Source organism: Streptosporangium sp. NBC_01810 (genome assembly GCF_035917355.1).
Classification (GTDB): domain Bacteria; phylum Actinomycetota; class Actinomycetes; order Streptosporangiales; family Streptosporangiaceae; genus Streptosporangium.
In genome coordinates this window covers 7,953,969-7,972,037 of the sequence record NZ_CP109070.1, presented here as the reverse complement: position 1 = coordinate 7,972,037, position 18,069 = coordinate 7,953,969, and the positions used below count along the sequence as shown (strand labels likewise).

General features: G+C 70.7%; 17 protein-coding genes. 6 read left to right on the top strand and 11 right to left on the bottom strand.

Annotated elements, in window-relative coordinates:
- Positions 1–14 precede the first annotated feature (14 nt).
- Both OIE13_RS36115 and OIE13_RS36110 read right to left on the bottom strand, forming a co-directional pair.
- Positions 15–3,272, bottom strand: coding sequence for a hypothetical protein (locus OIE13_RS36115; RefSeq protein WP_326829355.1), 3,258 nt, complete (start codon positions 3,270–3,272; stop codon positions 15–17).
- Positions 3,273–3,668: 396 nt separating this feature from the next.
- A complete protein-coding gene (locus OIE13_RS36110; protein WP_326644533.1) occupies positions 3,669–4,610 on the bottom strand; it encodes an HpcH/HpaI aldolase/citrate lyase family protein in 942 nt (313 codons plus the stop codon).
- 159 nt (positions 4,611–4,769) lie between these two features.
- Here OIE13_RS36110 and OIE13_RS36105 point away from each other — a divergent pair, with 159 nt between their 5' ends.
- Both OIE13_RS36105 and OIE13_RS36100 read left to right on the top strand, forming a co-directional pair.
- Positions 4,770–5,345: a biotin transporter BioY gene (locus OIE13_RS36105; protein ID WP_326644535.1), complete on the top strand. Its 576-nt coding sequence runs from the start codon at positions 4,770–4,772 to the stop codon at positions 5,343–5,345.
- Positions 5,346–5,405: 60 nt separating this feature from the next.
- A complete protein-coding gene (locus OIE13_RS36100; RefSeq protein ID WP_326644537.1) occupies positions 5,406–5,771 on the top strand; it encodes a hypothetical protein in 366 nt (121 codons plus the stop codon).
- Here the strand turns inward: OIE13_RS36100 and OIE13_RS36095 are convergent.
- Complete coding sequence (locus OIE13_RS36095; protein ID WP_326644538.1) at positions 5,746–6,690, bottom strand: EamA family transporter; 945 nt, start codon at positions 6,688–6,690, stop codon at positions 5,746–5,748. The genes OIE13_RS36100 and OIE13_RS36095 overlap by 26 nt on opposite strands.
- A gap of 139 nt (positions 6,691–6,829) precedes the next feature.
- Between OIE13_RS36095 and OIE13_RS36090 the strand changes: the two genes are divergently transcribed.
- Positions 6,830–8,074, top strand: coding sequence for a magnesium transporter MgtE N-terminal domain-containing protein (locus tag OIE13_RS36090; protein WP_326644540.1), 1,245 nt, complete (start codon positions 6,830–6,832; stop codon positions 8,072–8,074).
- Positions 8,067–8,546 (top strand): DUF1003 domain-containing protein, encoded by a 480-nt coding sequence (locus OIE13_RS36085; protein ID WP_326644542.1) that lies wholly within the window; start codon positions 8,067–8,069, stop codon positions 8,544–8,546. Before OIE13_RS36090 ends, OIE13_RS36085 begins: the two co-directional genes overlap by 8 nt.
- An 85-nt stretch (positions 8,547–8,631) precedes the next feature.
- Here the strand turns inward: OIE13_RS36085 and OIE13_RS36080 are convergent, their stop codons facing one another.
- Positions 8,632–9,111, bottom strand: a complete 480-nt coding sequence (locus OIE13_RS36080; RefSeq protein ID WP_326644544.1) for a MarR family winged helix-turn-helix transcriptional regulator — start codon at positions 9,109–9,111, stop codon at positions 8,632–8,634.
- Between the two features lie 268 nt (positions 9,112–9,379).
- Between OIE13_RS36080 and OIE13_RS36075 the strand changes: the two genes are divergently transcribed.
- Positions 9,380–10,522, top strand: a complete 1,143-nt coding sequence (locus OIE13_RS36075; protein WP_326644546.1) for an Mrp/NBP35 family ATP-binding protein — start codon at positions 9,380–9,382, stop codon at positions 10,520–10,522.
- A 292-nt stretch (positions 10,523–10,814) separates the two neighbouring features.
- Here the strand turns inward: OIE13_RS36075 and OIE13_RS36070 are convergent, their stop codons facing one another.
- The 5 genes from OIE13_RS36070 to sigE form a co-directional block, all read right to left on the bottom strand.
- The gene (locus tag OIE13_RS36070; RefSeq protein WP_326644548.1) at positions 10,815–11,171 is read right to left on the bottom strand and encodes a sec-independent translocase; all 357 of its coding nucleotides are present in this window, start codon (positions 11,169–11,171) and stop codon (positions 10,815–10,817) included.
- A 105-nt stretch (positions 11,172–11,276) separates the two neighbouring features.
- Positions 11,277–12,896 carry a S1C family serine protease gene (locus OIE13_RS36065; RefSeq protein ID WP_326644551.1) on the bottom strand — a complete coding sequence of 540 codons (1,620 nt, stop codon included), beginning with the start codon at positions 12,894–12,896 and terminating at the stop codon, positions 11,277–11,279.
- A gap of 95 nt (positions 12,897–12,991) precedes the next feature.
- Positions 12,992–14,032 (bottom strand): sigma-E factor regulatory protein RseB domain-containing protein, encoded by a 1,041-nt coding sequence (locus tag OIE13_RS36060; protein WP_326644553.1) that lies wholly within the window; start codon positions 14,030–14,032, stop codon positions 12,992–12,994.
- A complete protein-coding gene (locus tag OIE13_RS36055; protein WP_326644555.1) occupies positions 14,029–14,559 on the bottom strand; it encodes an anti-sigma factor family protein in 531 nt (176 codons plus the stop codon). Before OIE13_RS36055 ends, OIE13_RS36060 begins: the two co-directional genes overlap by 4 nt.
- 52 nt (positions 14,560–14,611) lie before the next feature.
- A complete protein-coding gene (sigE, locus tag OIE13_RS36050; protein WP_326644557.1) occupies positions 14,612–15,244 on the bottom strand; it encodes an RNA polymerase sigma factor SigE in 633 nt (210 codons plus the stop codon).
- Positions 15,245–15,415: 171 nt separating this feature from the next.
- On the opposite strand from sigE, the gene OIE13_RS36045 reads away from it, so the two are divergent.
- Positions 15,416–16,066, top strand: a complete 651-nt coding sequence (locus OIE13_RS36045; protein ID WP_326644559.1) for an O-methyltransferase — start codon at positions 15,416–15,418, stop codon at positions 16,064–16,066.
- A gap of 117 nt (positions 16,067–16,183) precedes the next feature.
- On the opposite strand, the gene OIE13_RS36040 is transcribed toward OIE13_RS36045, so the two are convergent.
- Both OIE13_RS36040 and OIE13_RS36035 read right to left on the bottom strand, forming a co-directional pair.
- Positions 16,184–17,665 (bottom strand): leucyl aminopeptidase family protein, encoded by a 1,482-nt coding sequence (locus OIE13_RS36040; RefSeq protein WP_326644561.1) that lies wholly within the window; start codon positions 17,663–17,665, stop codon positions 16,184–16,186.
- Positions 17,666–17,859: 194 nt separating this feature from the next.
- Positions 17,860–18,027, bottom strand: coding sequence for a DUF3117 domain-containing protein (locus tag OIE13_RS36035; RefSeq protein WP_084195322.1), 168 nt, complete (start codon positions 18,025–18,027; stop codon positions 17,860–17,862).
- Positions 18,028–18,069: the final 42 nt, after the last annotated feature.

Below are 18,069 nucleotides of genomic sequence, written 5' to 3'. Positions count from 1 at the left end.
ACGCGGGACCCACCTCACCGTGTCGAGGTGAGCTTGGAGCGCCACAGGGTGAGGTGGTCCGCGCTGTAGGTGGTGGAGCGGCCCAGAGCCACGACCTGGCCGCCCAGGACCGCCACCGCGCCGAGCCACTGGGCTCCGTCGCCTTCCAGCCTGCCCTGGCTGGGGGTATGGAGCTGCCAGTTCAGCCCGTCCTCCGAGGTCCAGGCCGCGCTGTCGCCCTCTCCGGGAACCCCGTGCCAGCCCACGGCCACCACGCCCTCCGGCGTCGCGGCGAGATCCTGTACGGCGGACGCGGCATCCGTGGGGAGCCAGGAGAACTCCCAACTCGTCCCGTTGTCCGCGGACACCGCGCCGAAGGCCTTCTGGCCGTCCTCCGTCCTGGCCGTGCCCGCCACGACGATGTCCCCGCCGTAAAGGACCACGTGCCGGAGCCCCGCCGATGTCGCCCCCGGGGGCAGGACCGGCTTGCGCGCGCTCCAGTTGACCCCGTCGGCCGACACCCAGACCACCCCGGTCTCGCGCTCGGCCGTGCCGGTGCCGCCGACGGCCACGTACCCGGACGAGGTCGCCGAGACGTCGTGCAGCCGCACGCCCGTACCGCCCGCGGGAAGCTTGGCCGCCCTGGAGTAGCGCTTGAGGTCGGTTGAGAACCACAGGACGGGCACGGTGGCGGCGGGACCTTGGTCCTCACCCGCCATGACGTAACCGGAAGGGCCCGCCGCCACGGCGTGCGGGGCGAGGAAGTCGTGGTCGCCCGCCGGGGCGAGGGAACCCAGCACCGGAACCCTGCGCCAGCTCTCGCCGTCGGAAGAGGTGAGCAGCAGCGGCTCGGTGGAGGCGGCGTCGGTCATCGTGCTGCCCGCGGCCAGCCAGCCCCGCCTGCCGTGCGCGACGTCGGCGAGCGCCTGCCGCCTCGGGCCGCCGAGGAGCTGCTCCGGCCCGGCCACCTTCCAGCTCTGGCCGTCGGCGCTGCTCCAGATACCGGCATCGCCCGAGACGGCCCCCACCGCGACGAATCTGCCGTCACCTGCGGCCACCCTGGCCGTCTCGCGGGCGGCCCTGGCCAGGCCCTCGATACTCCCCAGGGAGACCGACCTCGGTTCCCCGCCCTTGGGCGCGGTGATGAGAACCACCCTGTTGTCCACGTCGGCGGCGCGCTCGTCGCCACCGATGACGAGCGTGCCGGTGTCGGACAGGGCGAGCGCCCGCAGCGAGCCCGGCACCTCGCCGAGGTCCGTGGTCTTGCTCCAGTCCTGGCCGTCCTGACTGGTGTGGACCGTGTAGCGCTCGAAGCCCGACTCGACGACCGCGGCCACCCCCGCCGAGGAGGAGGCCAGCCGCCTGACGCCGGAACCGTCGGCCCCCAGGCCGGTGATGGCCCCGCAGGCCTTCCAGTCGGTGCCCTCGGGCGAGCAGTAGACGCGGACCTCGCCCTTTTCGCTGCGCTGCTGGGTCGGTACGAGGACGAACCCCCCGGCGGCCACGGCCAGCGCGCCCGGCTCGGGGATGACTCCGTTGAGCGCGGCACCGGTCCGCTGCCAGCTCCCGCCCCCGTCGGCCGAGCGCAGGATGACCGAGGTGGACTGCCCCTGGGCCGGGTCCGCCAGCGCGACCACGGTGTCACCCCTGGCGGCGACCGCCTTGATACCCCGCACCTTGTCCGGCATGCCGATCTCCCTGGTCGCCACCCGTTTCCAGGCGCGCCCGTCGGGAGAGACCCAGGCGACGGCCCCGGTGGTGCCGTCTTCCAGCACGGCCGCACCGACCGCGACGAAACCTGAGTCGGTCCTGGCCAGGTCCATGATCTTGTCCCCGCGCGCGAAGGCGCCCAGATCACCGGGGTCGGCCGCGGTCCAGCTGTAGCCGTCGGAGCTGGTCCACAGCCCGTGCCCCGAGCCGAGCGGGTCGTTGCCCGCCGCCAGCCAGCGACCGTCGCCGCCCGCCACCCGGCCCACCGTGGTCGGTCCCGTCTCGTACCCCGCGGGGCCGGTCATCCTGCCCAGCTGCCAGGTCGTGCCGCCGTCGGGAGAGACCAGGAACAACGGTCTGGGTACCGGGCTGGTGGTGTCGCTGCCGACCGCGACCATGACGGAGCCCACCGAGGCCACCGCGTTGAGAACCTGGTTGGAGCCGTTGCCGCCGACACCGGCCCGCGGCACGAAATTGTCGTCGCCCGAGCCCGCCTCGTCGCCGACCAGTCGGAGACCGGTGGCGAACGGGCTGCTCACCCAGCCCCACAGGGCCAGGCCGCCGCCGACCGTGACGGTGAGGACCAGGACCATCAGGAACGGGATCGCCAGGCCCCTGCCACGCCTGCGCCGCGTCGGGCTGGAACGGCGTACCGCGGAGGGCGCGGTGGCCGGGCGGTGATGCCGCCCGCCGTTCGGGCCCCGCCTGCCGGGCGGGCCCTCCGCGACGAGCAGGTCGGGCCGGGCGGGCCGGCCACCGGGCGGGCGCCCCACCCTGCGCACGGGCTCGAAAGCGTCCTCGACGGGCGCGACGAGCCCCTCGGGCTCGGGTCCCGGCTCCGGTTCGAAACCGGGTGCTCTCCCCTGTTCGGGGGTCGACCCGGACGTCGACCCGGACGTCGACCCGGGCTCCGGAGTGGGCGCCGGAGTGGGCGCCGGTTCGGGCGTCGCCGGAATGCTCGGCCGCACCCTGATCCTGTCCTCGGACGCGGGCCGCGGTGGCTGCGGGGACTCTGTCCGCCCGTCCTCCCCCCGCTCGCGGGCCGGCCCCGAGGCGACCAGGAGATCGGGCCGGTCCGCCCTCCTCCTGCCCCTGCGCTCGGGCGTCGGCCCCGAGGCGACCAGCAGGTCAGGACGGTCCACCAGGCGCGGGCGTCCCTGCTCCGGTGTGGCCCTACGCCCCCACCCCGTACCCCGTTCCTCCGCGGGTTCCTCGGCGGGCGGTGAGCCCATGAGGGGGTAATCGGCGGTGGGGGGCTCTGACGGGAACGACTGCCCGGGGTACGGGGTGGGGGCGTAGGGCTGGGCGTACGGACGGCGACGCTCGCCGCCGAGACCTTCAGGGCGGGCCTGGGGCGGTTCGCCGTCGTCCGGGGTCGGGGCCGCGAACGGCGGGAGCATCCACGGGGAGGCCATGGGAAGCCCTAGCGCGTCGTCACCGGAGGGGCCTGGTGGGGAGTGCTGGATCGTCGGCGGGGACGCGTGTGGCTCCTGGGACCTGCCTTCACGCATGGCGTCGTCGTGAACGCCGCCGTCATCCGCCGGCCACTCTCGCGAGCGCGGGTCGTGGGGGCCCGAGGCCACGCTCAGCACCTCCTCGCAGGAAGCCCGTTTCAGCCCGGAGTCACCACCCCGGACCGTTCCAGTCGTCTCCGTAACGGTAGGCCGCAATCCCTACGGATGCGGCAAATCGCACGCGACCCTACTACTACCCCGTTCTCCGGAAACGATCACCTCCTGCGGCCGACCGACCGGATCTCGGCCGTACACAGTCAAGAGCAACACGTCCCGGCCGTGATGACGAGACCTCTCTAGTCAGATTTATCAGCTAGGCGCCTGAATCGTCATAGTTTGTCCACAAAAATCCTGAATCACTGGTCTCCCGAGGCCAATGGCCCCTGGCTCACCTCTACCTGCCACCGCGGCCCACCCTCGTGTCGACACCGTCACGTCGACACCGTCACGTCGACACCGTCGGTGTCAGGCCGTGGGTGGTGTGAAGGCCGTGGTTCGCACGAGACCGGCGGCCCTGCCCTTCGCAACCACCACCAGTGCCATCTTTCTGGACGCCTCGTCGATCATCTCGTCGCCGAGCATGACCGCGCCGCGCCTCTCGACGGTCGTGTAGTAGTCGTACGCGTCGAGGATCAGCTCGGCGTGGTCGTAGTCCTCCTGCGTCGGCGAGAACACCTCGTTCGCGGCCTCGATCTGGGTCGGGTGCAGCACCCACTTCCCGTCGAGGCCCAGTGCCGCGGCACGCCCCGCCACCCGGCGAAAGCCGTCCAGGTCCTTGATCGCCAGGTACGGGCCGTCGATGGCCTGCAGGTCGTGCGTCCGGGCTGCCATCAGGATGCGCATCAGGATGTAGTGGTAGGCGTCTCCCTCGGTGTAGCCGGGCGGCTGCTCACCGACCACCAGGGTCCGCATGTTGATCGAGGCCATGAAGTCGGCCGGGCCGAAGATGAGCGTCTCAAGACGCCGGGACGCGCCTCCGATGGCGTCCACGTTCACCAGGCCCTTGGCGCTCTCGATCTGGGCCTCGATGCCGATCCTGCCGACCGGAAGACCGTTCGCCTTCTCGATCTGGGTGAGCAGCGTGTCGAGCCACATCACCTGGGCCTCGTCCTCCACCTTGGGCAGTATCAGGCAGTCGACGAACTCCCCGGCACCCTCCACGACCTCGATGACATCGCGGTAGGTCCACTGGGTGCCGAGATCGTTGACCCTGACGGCCCTCGTCCGGCCCGACCAGTCGCCCTCGCGCAGGGCCGCCACGACGTTCTTCCGCGCCCCCTCCTTGACGAGGGGCGCGACGGAGTCCTCCAGATCGAGGAAGATCTCGTCGGCCGGGAGCCCCTGGGCCTTCTCCAGGAATCGGGGGTTGCTGCCGGGCACCGCGAGACACGAACGTCGAGAACGCATGGGCACACGTTAACGCCCGCCCGAAAGCAGATCGGTGGCAGGGCGGCGCTATGGCGTCCGTACAAAGACCTCCCCCCGTTCTTGGCGGTGATCTCGCAGGGCCTCCACCCGAGCTGCCAGAAGAATGAGCATCAAGAATCTGCAAAGGAGACACGCACGATGGCAAACGCCTCTTCTGTGGCCAGGCCCGCCGTACTGTCCGACCTCATCCCGGGCTCCCGTGCCCGCGACGTCGCGCTCGTGGTCGGCGGCGCCACCCTGACGGGCCTGGCGGCGCAGCTCAGCTTCCCGCTGCCCGGCTCACCCGTCCCGGTCACCGGCCAGACCTTCGCGGTCGTGCTCATCGGCGCGGCCCTCGGCATGAACCGCGCGGTGGCGAGCATGGCGCTCTACCTGCTGGCCGGTGTCGCGGGCATGCCCTGGTTCGCCGAGGGCGCCTCCGGTTTCGGCGGGGCCTCCTTCGGATACGTCATCGGCTTCATCGCCGCCGCGGGCCTCGTCGGCAAACTCGCCGAGCGCGGCGGCGACCGCACCGTCCCGCGCACCGTCGGCACGATGATCCTGGGCAACCTGGTCATCTACGCCTTCGGCCTGCCGGTCCTCGTCGCCGTCGCCGGGGTGGACCTCGCCACGGGGCTCGCCCTGGGCGTGCTGCCCTTCCTGGTCGGCGACGCCCTCAAGATCATCGTCGCGGCCGGCCTGCTCCCGGCCGCCTGGAAACTCTCCCGGCGCTGACCTCGCGATGTGTGCGGCCTGTATCGCCCCTCGGGGAGGCACAGGCCGTACATTCGTCTCATGGGTGTGATCGAGGAGGGCGCGAAGAAGTCGAGCGTCCTATGGCTGTCGCTGGACCGGCCCCGGCTGGCCTGGCACACCTGGCACGACGGGGCGATCTACTTGGTCACCGGCGGGGGCGAGCAGCCGCTGCCGGGGCTGGCCGAGGCCGGCGAGGTACGGGTGACGCTGCGCAGCAAGGACAACGGCGGGCGCCTGGTGGCCTTCGACGCCGGCGTGGAGGTGATCGACCAGGTGGAGGCCGCCGACGCGGTGGCCGCGCTCGCCAAGGAGCGGCTCAACGCCCCCGACGGCGCGAGGCTGGTGGAGCGCTGGGCCGCCGGCTCCCAGGTGATACGGCTCACCCCACGGGAGCCGGTTCCCTGACCTCCGGCACGGACGCGGGCGACACGGCCGTGGCCCGCTGGGCCAGGTAGGCGCCGATCAGCACGATCACGCCACCCGCGATCTGAAAGGGGCCGAGCGCCTCGCCCAGCAGGATCCAGGCGACCACCGCCCCGGCGATGACCTCGAGCGAGGCGACGGTGGAGCCGATGGCGGCCGACAGGCGGCGTACCGCGATGACGCCGAGGATGTAGGCGACGACCGTGGCGACCACGATCAGGCAGACCAGCGCCGCGGCCACCGGCAGCGTGTAGCCGCCCGCGGGCGTGGCCGTGGTGCCGAACGCCTCCCAGGGGATGTCCCAGGGCCGGGAGATCGGGACAAGCGCCACGGCGGCGCCGAGCAGGCCCCAGGCGACCAGGCCGAGCGGGTCGACGTCGTCGCCGAAGCTGTCGCTGAGCAGGAAGTAGCCGGTGCAGCACGCCGCCGCGGCGAAGGCGAGGAGCAGTCCCACCGGGTCTAGGGCGAGACCCGACCAGACCTCCACCACGATGCCGAGCCCGACCACGGCGATGGCGGCCCCGACGAAGGCCGCCCGCGGCAGCCGTACCCGCCGGACGAACCGTACCCAGAGCACCACCAGCACCGGCGAGGTGTACTCGATCAGCAGGGTGACGCCGACCGGCAGCCGGGTGATCGCCGCGAAGAAGAGCGCCTGCACGCCGGCGACCGCGATCACCGCGTACGCCGCCAGGAACGGCAGCCGCGAGCGCGGGATGCGCAGGGCCGAGGGCCTGGCCACGGCGAGGACACCGACGAGCAGCAGCCCGGCGCCCGCCATGCGTACCCAGACCGCCTCCAGCGGGGCCGGCCCGGCCGCGCCCACGTATTTGGCCATGGGGCCCGAGAAGGCGAAACACAGAGACGAGGCGAGCGCGATCAGCAGTCCTGCACGTCTCATGAAGCACCATTCTCGTAATTACCGTTATGCACCTTTGATGCTGTCATGTTGGGATACTGGCCAGCAAATCAAATCCGGCATGTGAGCCGGGGAGCGTGGCAGCAGCCGGTTGGCCCGAGACGCGGCCTACGCTTCGAATGTGAGGATCTTCATCGCGCGTCTCGCCGGTACCCCGGTCTTCGACCCCGCCGGGGACCAGATCGGCCGGGTCCGCGATGTGGTGGTGGCCATCGCCGGCAGCGCGCCGCCGCACGTGCACGGGCTGGTCGTCGAGGTGCAGCCCAGGCGCCGGGTCTTCCTGCCGATCACCCGGATACGGTCCGCCCAGGCCGGTTCCGTCGTCTTCGGCGGCCAGCTCAACATGCGCAGATTCGAGCAGCGGGCGACCGAGACCCTGGCCGTCGCCGAGCTGCTCGACCTCGGTGTGGAGGTCGGCGGCGAGCGGATGACGGTCCTGGACCTGGCCATGGAGGAGACCGGGCGCGCCGAGTGGCTGGTCACCAAGGTGGCGGTGGTCCCGAGCACACCCGGCATGGCGCTGCGCCGGCGCGGCGCGACCAAAATCGTCGACTGGGCCGAGGTCCGCGGCTTCGGCGCCGTCCAGAAGGACCAGGGCGCCGCCAACCTGCTGGTCGCCTTCGAGTCGATGCGCGCCGCCGACCTGGCGGGGGCGCTGCACGAGCTGCCGGACAAGCGTCGGGTCGAGGTGGCGGCGGCCCTCGACGACGTACGGCTCGCCGACGTGCTGGAGGAGCTCCCCGAACGGGACCAGATCAGCATTCTGAGCCGGCTCTCCCCGGAGCGGGCCGCGGACGTGCTGGAGGAGATGAACCCCGACGACGCGGCCGACCTGCTGCAGGACCTCCCCGCCGAGCAGGCCGAGGCGCTGATGGCGCTGATGGAGCCCGAGGAGGCCGCGCCGATCAGACGGCTGCTGATCTACCCGGAGAACACCGCGGGCGGGATGATGACCAGCGAGCCGGTGGTCCTGCCGCCGAACGCGACGGTCGCCGAGGCGCTGGCCAACATCCGCCAGCACGAACTCACACCCGCGGTGGCCGCGCAGGTCTACGTGGCCAGGCCGCCCATCGAGACACCCACCGGCCGCTTCCTCGGCCTGGCCCACTTCCAGCGCCTGCTACGCGAGCCGCCGTCGACACTGCTCGGCAGCATCCTGGACACCTCCCTCGACCCGATCAGGCCGGAGTTCACCCTGAACCAGGTGACCTTCTACCTGGCCAACTACAACCTGGTGGCGGTTCCCGTGGTGAACGAGGCCGGGCGCCTGGTCGGGGCCGTCACCGTGGACGACGTGCTCGACCACCTGCTGCCGGAGGACTGGCGCGAGCAGGACGACCGGCCTCGGGAGGACAGGGATGGCTGATCGCCTCGACCAGCCCAGACAGCCTGGCCTGCGGCTCCGGCCCCACTACGACCCCGAGGCGTTCGGACGGCTCTCCGAGCAGATCGCCCGCTTCCTCGGTACCGCGAGGTTCCTGGTCTACATGACGGTCTTCGTCACCGTCTGGGGCCTGTGGAATGCCTTCGGCCCCCCGTCACTGCGGTTCGACCCCTACCCGTTCATCTTCCTGACGCTGATCCTGTCCCTGCAGGCCTCGTACGCGGCGCCGCTGATCCTGCTCGCCCAGAACCGGCAGGACGACCGCGACCGGGTCCAGAACGAGCACGACCGCAGGGCCGCGGAACGGAACCAGGCCGATCTGGAATATCTCACCCGGGAGGTCGCCGCCCTGCGCATGTCGCTCGGCGAGGTGGCCACCCGCGACTACATCCGCTCGGAACTGCAGCGCCTGCAGGAGGATCTCCAGGAGCCGCAGACGTTCACGGAGGCGTGACCGCGGGCGGGTGCCGCGGGCGGGTGGAGACGGAGACGGTGAGACGGAGGCGGTGAGGGGGCGTGTGGCTCCGTGCCGCGAGGCCTCAGCAGGGGTCGGTGCCGGAGGTCGGCAGGAGCCTGTTCAGCACGGCCGCGCACTGGCGCAACTCGTCGGTGTCGAGCATGCCCAGGAACTGGGCTCGGACGCCGCGCAGGTAGGTGGGGCCGGCCTCGGCCAGCCGCGCGGCGCCCGCGTCGGTGAGGACCGCGAACAGGCCGCGCGCGTCACTGGTGCACGCCTCGCGCTCGACCAGCCCGTCACGCTGGAGGCGGTCGATGAGCCGGGTCAGGCCGCTGCGCGAGAGCAGCACTCTGTCCGCCAGGTCGTTCATCCTCAGCCGCCGCTCGGGCACCTCGGAGAGCTGCAGGAGGACCTCGTAGGAGGCCAGGGGCAGATCGTGCTCGACCAGCAGGTCGGTCTCCAGCACCCGGGCGATGCGGACCTGGGCTCGTTGGAGCATGCGCCAGAGCGTCAGCTCCTCCGAGCTGACGTTCTCCTTGGACTCGCCCGCCGTGAGGGTCACGCAGTAACCTTAGAACGTTGCACGCGCATCTACACAGTGAATTGTCCGAATCCGGCGACCATGGCCGGGGCCGGAATTCCTATCGGCGTCCCGGGGTTCATACCATGGACTTACGACGCCGACCGTTCCCTGAAGGGATCGGCCTCTCGCCAAGCCATACGAGCGCCGCGACGGGCAGTTCCTGCCCCTGAGACGCCTCATCGATAACAGACAAGGAGGGACGGCATCCTCCGTCACCCCAGGGTGACGCCGCGTTGCCGACACTTCGATGGCACCTACCCCGGAACTGGTGATGGCCGCTCTCGCGACCGTCAACGACCCTGAGATCCGTCGGCCGATCACCGAACTCGAAATGGTCAAGAGCGTCGACATCTCCCCCGAGGGAGCGGTGCGTGTCGCGATCTTCCTCACGGTGTCCGGCTGTCCCATGAAGGACACCATCACCCGAGACGTCACCAGCGCGGTCTCCAAGATCGACGGAGTGACCGGCGTCTCCGTTGAGATGGATGTCATGAGCGCCGAGCAGCGCAAGGCGCTGCAGACCAAGCTGCGCGGCAACAAGGGCCCCGAGAAGGAGATCCCCTTCGCCCAGCCCGGCTCGCTGACCCGCGTCTTCGCCGTCGCCTCCGGCAAGGGCGGTGTCGGCAAGTCGTCGGTCACCGTCAACCTGGCCGCCGCGATGGCCGCGAGCGGTCTCAAGGTCGGCGTCGTCGACGCCGACATCTACGGCCACAGCATCCCTCGCATGCTCGGCACCTCCGAGCGTCCCACCAAGGTCGAGGACATGATCATGCCGCCGGTGGCGCATGACATCAAGGTCATCTCGGTCGGCATGTTCAAGCCGGAGGGCAACACCCCCGTCGTGTGGCGCGGTCCCATGCTCGACCGGGCCCTGCACCAGTTCCTCGCCGACGTCTACTGGGGCGACCTGGACGTGCTGCTGATGGACCTGCCCCCGGGCACCGGTGACATCGCGATCTCCGTGGCGCAGCGGATGCCTTCGGCGGAGCTCCTGGTGGTGACCACCCCGCAGCAGGCCGCCGCCGAGGTCGCCGAGCGTGCGGGATCGATCGCCGTCCAGACCCACCAGCAGATCGCCGGCGTCATCGAGAACATGTCATGGCTGCCCTGCCCGCACTGCGACGAGCGGGTCTCGGTCTTCGGCGAGGGCGGCGGCCAGACCGTGGCCGACGCGCTCACCCGCACCCTCGGCGCCCGCGTGCCGCTCCTCGGCCAGGTGCCGATCGACATACGCCTGCGCGAGGGCGGCGACGAGGGCAAGCCGCTCGTGCTGACCGACCCGGACGCCCCGGCCGCGGCCGAGCTGATCCGCGTCGCAGGCTCCCTCAGCAAGAAGTCGACCAGTCTCAAGGGCCTCCAACTCGGCATCTCGCCCACCCGGCGCGGCTGACGGCACCTGCTCCGACACGGCGGCGGCGCCCCCGGTAGGGGGACGCCGCCGTCGGCCGTCTGAGGCGGACCAGGCCCTGCCCTTGAGTCTTTTGTCCGCCGCCTGGGTGGGTCTTTTACCCGCCGCTTAGGTTTTTGCCCACTGCTTGGGTGGGCGTTTTGCTCGCCGCTTGGGTTGTTGCCCGCTGCTTGGGTGGGCCTTTTGCCCGCCGCTTGGGTTGTTGTCCGCTGCCTGGGTGGGCGTTTTGCTCACTGCTCGGGCCTTTTGCCCACTGCGATCGCCCAGGCGGGGTCTAGGTCGCCTCGGAGTCGTACGGGGGGATCTCGCCGTAGCCCAGTTCGCCGCCCGCCGGGTAGGAGGGGACGGGTTCGGCGGTGGCGGTGGCCGAGGTGGCGTTCCAGTCGTCCTCAAGGTCGGCGGTGAGGTGTTTGCGGACGAAGTTCTTCGGGTTCAGGTCGGCCGGGTCGAAGTCGGCGAACTCCGGTCCCAGACCGCTCCGCAGGTCGTCTCTCGCGTTGTTGGCCATCCGGCGCAGGTTGCGCAGCGTCTTGCCCGCCTGGGCCGCGGCCTGGGGCAGCTTCTCTGGGCCGAAGACGAGAAGGGCGATGACCACCAGCGCCACGATCTCAGGCCAGCCGAGTCCGAACACGGTGATCTCCTACCGGGACGATGCCATGGGCACCTCTCCGGCTACACACCGGAGAGGTTTCAGACTAGTACCGTCAGGCGTGAGCACGCGCCCCTGCCCGACGGCTCAGGAAGGTTCGGGTGCGGGCTGGTCCGGCGCGGTGCCGACGATCACGGTCGCGGTGTTCTCCTGGCCTCCGCGCTGGTACTTGACCGAGAGTTTCTCACCGGGGGCCCTGTTGCGGACCAGCGCGATCAGCTCGTTGCCGTCCTGCAGCACGATGCCGTCGACCTCCAGGATCACGTCTCCCGGCTTGAGGCCCGCCTGGGCGGCGGGGCCGTTCGGCTCGACCGGCTGGGAACCCTCCCTGGGCTCGGTCGCGATACGCACCCCGACTCCCTGGTAGGTCGGGTCGATGGCGACGCCGATCCGCGACTTCTTGGCCTTGCCCGTGGTGATCAGCTCCTGGGCGACGCGGCGGGCGTGGTTCACCGGGATGGCGAAGCCGAGGCCGATGCTGCCGCTCTGGCCGCCGACCGACCTGCCGAGCGTGGCGATCGCCGAGTTGACGCCGATCACCTCGCCGTTGCCGTTGACCAGCGGTCCCCCGGAGTTGCCCGGGTTGATGGCCGCGTCGGTCTGGACCGCGCTGAGCCAGGTGGTGTCGGAGCTGTTCTCCTCGCCCGCCTGAACGGGACGGTTGAGCGAGCTGACGATGCCGGAGGTGACGGTGCCGCTCAGGCCCAGCGGGGAGCCGATGGCGATGACCGGGTCGCCCACGACCACGTTGTCGGAGTTACCGAGGGTGATCTCCGGGGCGCCGAAGGTCTCCGCCGGCTTGACCACGGCCAGGTCTGACTCGGGGTCGCGGCCGACGACGACGGCGGAGGTGGACTTGCGGTTGTTGAACTGGATCTGGATCTGGCCGCTCGGGTCGGCACTGGCGACCACGTGGTTGTTGGTCACCACGTAGCCGCCCTTGATCAGGAACCCGGAACCGGTGTTGGAACTCGTCCCGCCCTCGACCGCCAGCGAGACCACGCTGGGCAGGACCTTCGAGGCCACACCCGCCACCGACTCCGGGGGCCGGGCACTGGAACCGGTCGGCGCGTTCCCCAGGCTGAAGGAGGGGTCGCGCCCCGAGCCGGTCGGCTTGGTGAGGAGATAGGTGCCGACGCTGCCGAGAAGCGAGGCGATCAACGCGATCACCACGGCGAGGACGACCAGCGTGACCGTGCGTGGCCCGCGCTGGATCGCCGCGGGTGCCGGGCCGCCGAAGCCTCCCGGCATCCCCGGGACGCCGGGAGGCGGCGCCCAGCCCGGCCCCATGCCGAACGCCTGGCTGGGCGGCGGGGGCGGAGCGTACTGGGAGGCGAAGACCGCCGTGTCGTACCTGGGTCTGCCGGAGGGGTCGCCCCAGCTCTCCCCCGCATGGCCCTGTCCCCGGAGGCCCTCACCCGTCGGCGTTTCCCTGTCGTCGTGACGGAGCAGCTCGGGTTGCCCCTGCTGCCCACCCCACCGGTCGCGACCCGGCGGGGCGCCCAGCTGGCTCCAGCCGTCGTCGGGCTGCTCGGCCTGGGCCGGTGCGGCCTCTCCCGCGGGCAGGAACTCGGGACGGGAGAACTCAGGACCCGAGGAGTCGTCGTGGCGAGACTCCGGAGCACCGTGGCCACCGTCGGTGAGGTCCGACGGCGTACGCCCCGCAGCATCGTGCGCCCCGTGGGTGGTACGGGCCTCGTCGGTCATCGAATACTCACTACTCCTCGCCTCGCAGACGACCACTCACCGGGTCAACCCGGCAATCTTCCCCCGAGCGGCATACGAGATGTGTAAAACACACGTCATCCAAAGGGATTGACCCATGAGAGCAGGCGGCTCGCACCTCGGCCGAGCCTCGTCCAGAGATCCGGAACGTTCTCGTGTGGCAGGGCCGTGACAGCCGCGTCGACCATGTCGGCCGGCGCGTCCGCGAAGACTGTATAGACATGCCCCCCACTCGCCCAGATCATCTCCTGCCCAGCCGGGCCTCGAACCCAGATCGTATGCCCGCTGCGCCGTTCCGTATGCCAACCCTGGAGGTGATCCTCATCAAGCACCCCAGGCTGCACAAAAACCGACACAACTGACAATCCATCTGAATATCCCAGATATAAGTATCCAGGAGGGGCGCTACGCGCGGCGAACAACTCCAGGCGGCCCGGCAGGGCACGGGGTATACGCCAGCCGGCGTCCAGCAGGCGGGGCATCTCCACGAGGTCGAGGCCGCCGGGGGCCATCGGCGGCACCTTGGGCACCGCCCCCCTGGGCACCGGGTCGAGGGCCAGATCGACGAAGGCTCCGACGTTGACGACCCGGCCCCTGGCGTCCATGAGTTCACGGCGCAGCACCAGCCCCGCGGCCTCGTCGATCCAGTAGCGGGCGGCGACCGTACCGTCCGCGCGCAGGGCGTTCACGAGGCGGGCGGGGCGCCCGCAGGCGTGGCCCTCCCCCGCGGCCACGACCCGGTAGTTGCGGGCCAGCACCTTGAGCATCATCTCGGACGGGCTGGACATGCCTCCGGCGGGGGTGCCGGGATCGGCGCTCTGCACGGAGCCCGAGGGCTCGGTGCGCACCGTCAACCCTTTTCCGGGGACGTTGTGCACCTCCAGCACCGCGGAGGCGGAGCCGGAGGCGCCCCAGACCATGACGTACTGGGTGCCCGAGTATCCACGGGTCCGGCCCGCGACCGCCGCCTCACGGAGCAGGTGCAGGCCGGTGTCCTCGTTCTCGGCCTCGTCCGGCGGCACGACCTGCGAGGTCCTCGCAGCGTGCACCGCACCGCCCGTCACCAGCCCCAGCAGCATGACAGCCACCAGGATGACCGTGGCGGGCAGCCGGATCACGGAGTGAGCGAGAAGGTCGGCGTCGCCGATCCGCCGTAGGGTGCCGTGTTCCTGTGCTGGTTGGCGAACATGTCGACCGGCGGTACGACACGCGGGTTGGGGTCGGCCCCGCCTACCACGAACAGCGTGCCGATCGCCACGGCCGCCGAGGCGACGCCCACCGCGACGTAACCCGCCCTTCGCGTGCGGCGAGGGCCTCCGGCCCGGCCCCGGGGACGGTTGTCGGGGGGAGCGACGCTGTGCATGCTCGGAATGGGCGCTCCGCCGAAGGTGCGCGGGGCCGGAAAGGGGCGCTCACGCGGGGGCAGCGGGCCGCCGGGCTCCGCCATCCGCAGCAGGGACATCGTCAGGTCGGCCGGCATCGCGGGCCCGTCGAGGGACCGCAACCGGCTCTTCAGCGCTCGCATGGCGTCGACCTCGGCCCGGCAGTCGGCGCAGAAGGCCAGATGCGACAGGGCTCGGTCGCGCTCGTGGTGGTTCAGCTCACCGTCTACCAGTGCGGAAACGCGTTCTCCTAGATGACTCATGCGCACTCCTTGCCAAGTGGCTCGTCGTGACATTCGTCATGACTGTGATTTCTCATGCGAATTCCTCCCCGTGAGTAACGCTCGGGGGGAATGGATCGTTCCGCGGCGCACGATGCTCCAGCGCCTCACGCAGCTGCGCCCGCCCACGGTGGATCCTGCTTCGAACCGTGCCGAGCTTCACACCCAGCGTCGCCGCGATCTCCTCGTAGGACAGCCCCTCGATGTCACACAGAACGACGGCCGCGCGGAACTCGGGCGCGAGCGCGTCGAGTGCCGCCTGGATATCGGGCTCCAGATGGGTGTCGTCGTACACCTGTGCGGGAGAAGGCTCGCGCCCGCGCAGCCGCTCGGCGGCGTCGTCCGCGAGTCCCTCGAACCTGATGCGCTGCCTGCGCCGCGCCATGTCGAGGAACAGGTTGGTGGTGATGCGGTGCAGCCAGCCCTCGAAAGTGCCTGGCGTGTAGTTCGACAACGACCTGAAGACCCGGACGAAGACCTCCTGTGTGAGATCTTCCGCATCGTGCACGTTGCCGGTCAGCCGATAGGCCAGCCGGTACACGCGCGCCGAGTGCGCCCGGACCACCTCCTCCCATGTAGGAGGCGTCCAATCAGACACGGGAGCTTCGGTCTGGTGGTCAGGCTCGTCCACCAGCACTCCTCTCTCCGGGACCACCGCTATCGCCATAGTGCCTGGTTTCGTCCCTTCGTGCGCACTGACTACCTTCAGGACCGGCAAAGGCCGCTTAAACCGTGCAACGCACCGGGGGCGACATGAGTTCCCGATCGGGCCTGCCTCCCTTAGGCTGCGACCCAGCGCCTATATGACTGTGTACGGAGAAAGCGGGAGGAGAGGCCGATGGCAGAGACGCCGACAAGTCCGTTGGAGGCCACTCTGGCCTATGCCGATGAGTTCCACAGGGAGGACGACATCCTGCTGGCCGCGCGCATGCGCGGCGCGGAGGTGGGAGCGCCCCCGATCCTGCCCGGCGGCGGCGCCGCTCTCTGCTTCCTCGCCACCGCCATCAACGCCCGTGCCGTCGTGGAGATCGGCACCGGCTGCGGGGTGTCAGGCCTGTGGCTGCTCCGCGGCATGCGCCAGGACGGCACGCTCACCAGCGTGGACGTGGAACCGGAGCACCAGCGGCTGGCCAGGCAGAGCTTCGCCCAGGCCGGATTCTCCGGCGGCCGGACCCGCCTGATCACCGGCCGCGCCCTCGACGTGCTCCCCCGCCTGTCCGACGGCGGCTACGACCTGGTCTTCTGCGACGGCGCCATGCACGAGTACGCCGACTACCTGGCCGAGTCCATCCGGCTGCTCCGGGTCGGCGGCATCGTCGTCTTCGACAACGCCCTCTGGGGCAACAGGGTGGCCGACCCCGCGCAGCGGGACCCCGACACGGTCTCCATCAGGGAGCTTGGCAAGCTCGTCCGCTCCGACGAGCGGCTCCGCCCGCTGATGATGCCTCTCGGAGACGGCATCCTGGCTGCCGTCAAGCTCGCCGACTGACGCCTCCCGCGCTTACCCGGCCAAGGGCCGGCGGGACGGTGGCACCGTCCCGCCGGCCACAGAATCACCGCTCACCACAGAATCACCGCTCACCACAGAATCCCGCTCACCGCGGAATCACCGCTCCTGGAGCCCCGCCAGCCATTCGAGCAACAGGCGCACGCCGTACCCGGTGGCTCCCTTGCTGAAGAGACCCTCGTCCGCGCCGCTACGGCCAACGCCGGCGATGTCCAGATGTGCCCAGGGCCGCCCGCCGGTGAACTCGCGCAGGAACAGCGCCGCGGTGACGGAACCCGCGCCGTAGGTCGATCCGGCCTCGATGTTGGTCAGGTCGGCCACCGACGAGTCGAGCGCGGGAAGATAGTCCTCGATCAGCGGCATCCGCCAGAGCCGCTCCCCACTGGCCTCCCCCGCCTCGACCAGCGCGCCCGCCAGCGCGTCGTCGGAGGCGAAGACCGCGCCGAGATTCTTGCTCAGGGCCATGCTGATCGCCCCGGTCAGCGTGGCGACGTCGACCATGACGTCCGGGTCCAGCTCCGCGTCGGCGTAGGCCAGCGCGTCGGCCAGTACCAGGCGGCCCTCGGCGTCTGTGTTGAGCACCTCCACGGTCCGGCCGCCGTACTGCGTGATCACGTCCGAGGGACGCTGGGCCGTACCCGAGAAGGAGTTCTCGGCGGCGGCGACGAGGCCGGTGACCCGGATCGGCACACCGAGCGAGGCCAGCGCGCCCAGGACCGCGATGACCACCGCTCCGCCGGCCATGTCGGTCTTCATGAACACCATGCCGGCGGTCGGCTTGAGCGACAGGCCGCCGGTGTCGTACGTGATGCCCTTGCCGACCAGAACCACGTGGCGCGTCGCGCCCTCGGGCTCGTAGGAGAGCTGGATCAGCCGGGGCGGGTTCACCGACCCCTGCCCGACGGCGAGGATGCCGCCGAAGCCGCCGGAGCGCAGCTCCCGCTCGTCCCACACCCGCGCGGCGACGCCCTGCTCGGCGGCGCGCTCGGCGAGCCAGGCGGGCGACTTCACCGAGGCAGGGGTGTTGGCCAGATCCCTGGCGAGCGCGACGGCCCCGGCGATCACCTCCGCGCCGGCGACCTCCGCCTCGACCCCGTCTCCGACGAGTTCGAGCGTCGTCACCGGGGACTTCGCCTCGCCGACCCTGAAGGTGTACGTGGCCAGCAGCGCGCCCTCCACGAAGGCCGCCACCGGCCCGCCGGGCAGCACGATCCTGATCGCGTCCTTGCCCTTGCCTCGCCGCGCCACCGCGGCGCCGGCCTTGCGCAGGGCCGTCGCCGAGCCGTCTCCGACCCCGTAGAGGAGCACCCGGCCCACGACGTCACCGTTCGTGACGGGAACCTCGACGATCTCACCCGCCTCGCCCTTGGCCTGGTAGTGGGCCAGTAACGCCGCCGCGGGCACCGGTAGCCCGATCTCGGGTGCGAGATCCTCGGCGAAGGGGACGGCCAGCAACTCGGCGTCGCCGAAAGACTCGGTCTCGGCGTCCTGCCCGGTGAAGAGCCCTTGGGCGTCCTGCCCGGTGAAGAGCCCTTGGGCGTAGGGCACGCGGGGTAGGAGCAGGTAAGGGGAGATAGGCATGGGGTGACTCCAGTCATCAGGCCCGGCAGGAGAGAAACACCGGGGAGAACACCGCGGCCCTGGCGCGAGCCGCCGTGAGGCGGTCCGACGGCCAGGGCCGTGTTCATCGTCGGTCGCGCGGGCCATCGAAGGTGTCATGCTCCCCGAGCAAGCTCAAATAGGGCCCGGCTCCGCCGCTCTGTCTTAGGTCGGGATTAACCGACGATTTTCTTCAATTCCTCACCAAGGGCGCTTGCCTCGTCCGCTGAGAGCTCAACGACGAGGCGGCCGCCACCCTCCAGAGGAACCCGCATGACGATCCCCCTGCCTTCCTTGACGACCTCCAGCGGACCATCACCGGTCCTCGGCTTCATAGCCGCCATGCGTGTATCCCTTCCTGCTTCGGGCTCCGGATCTCCGACTGA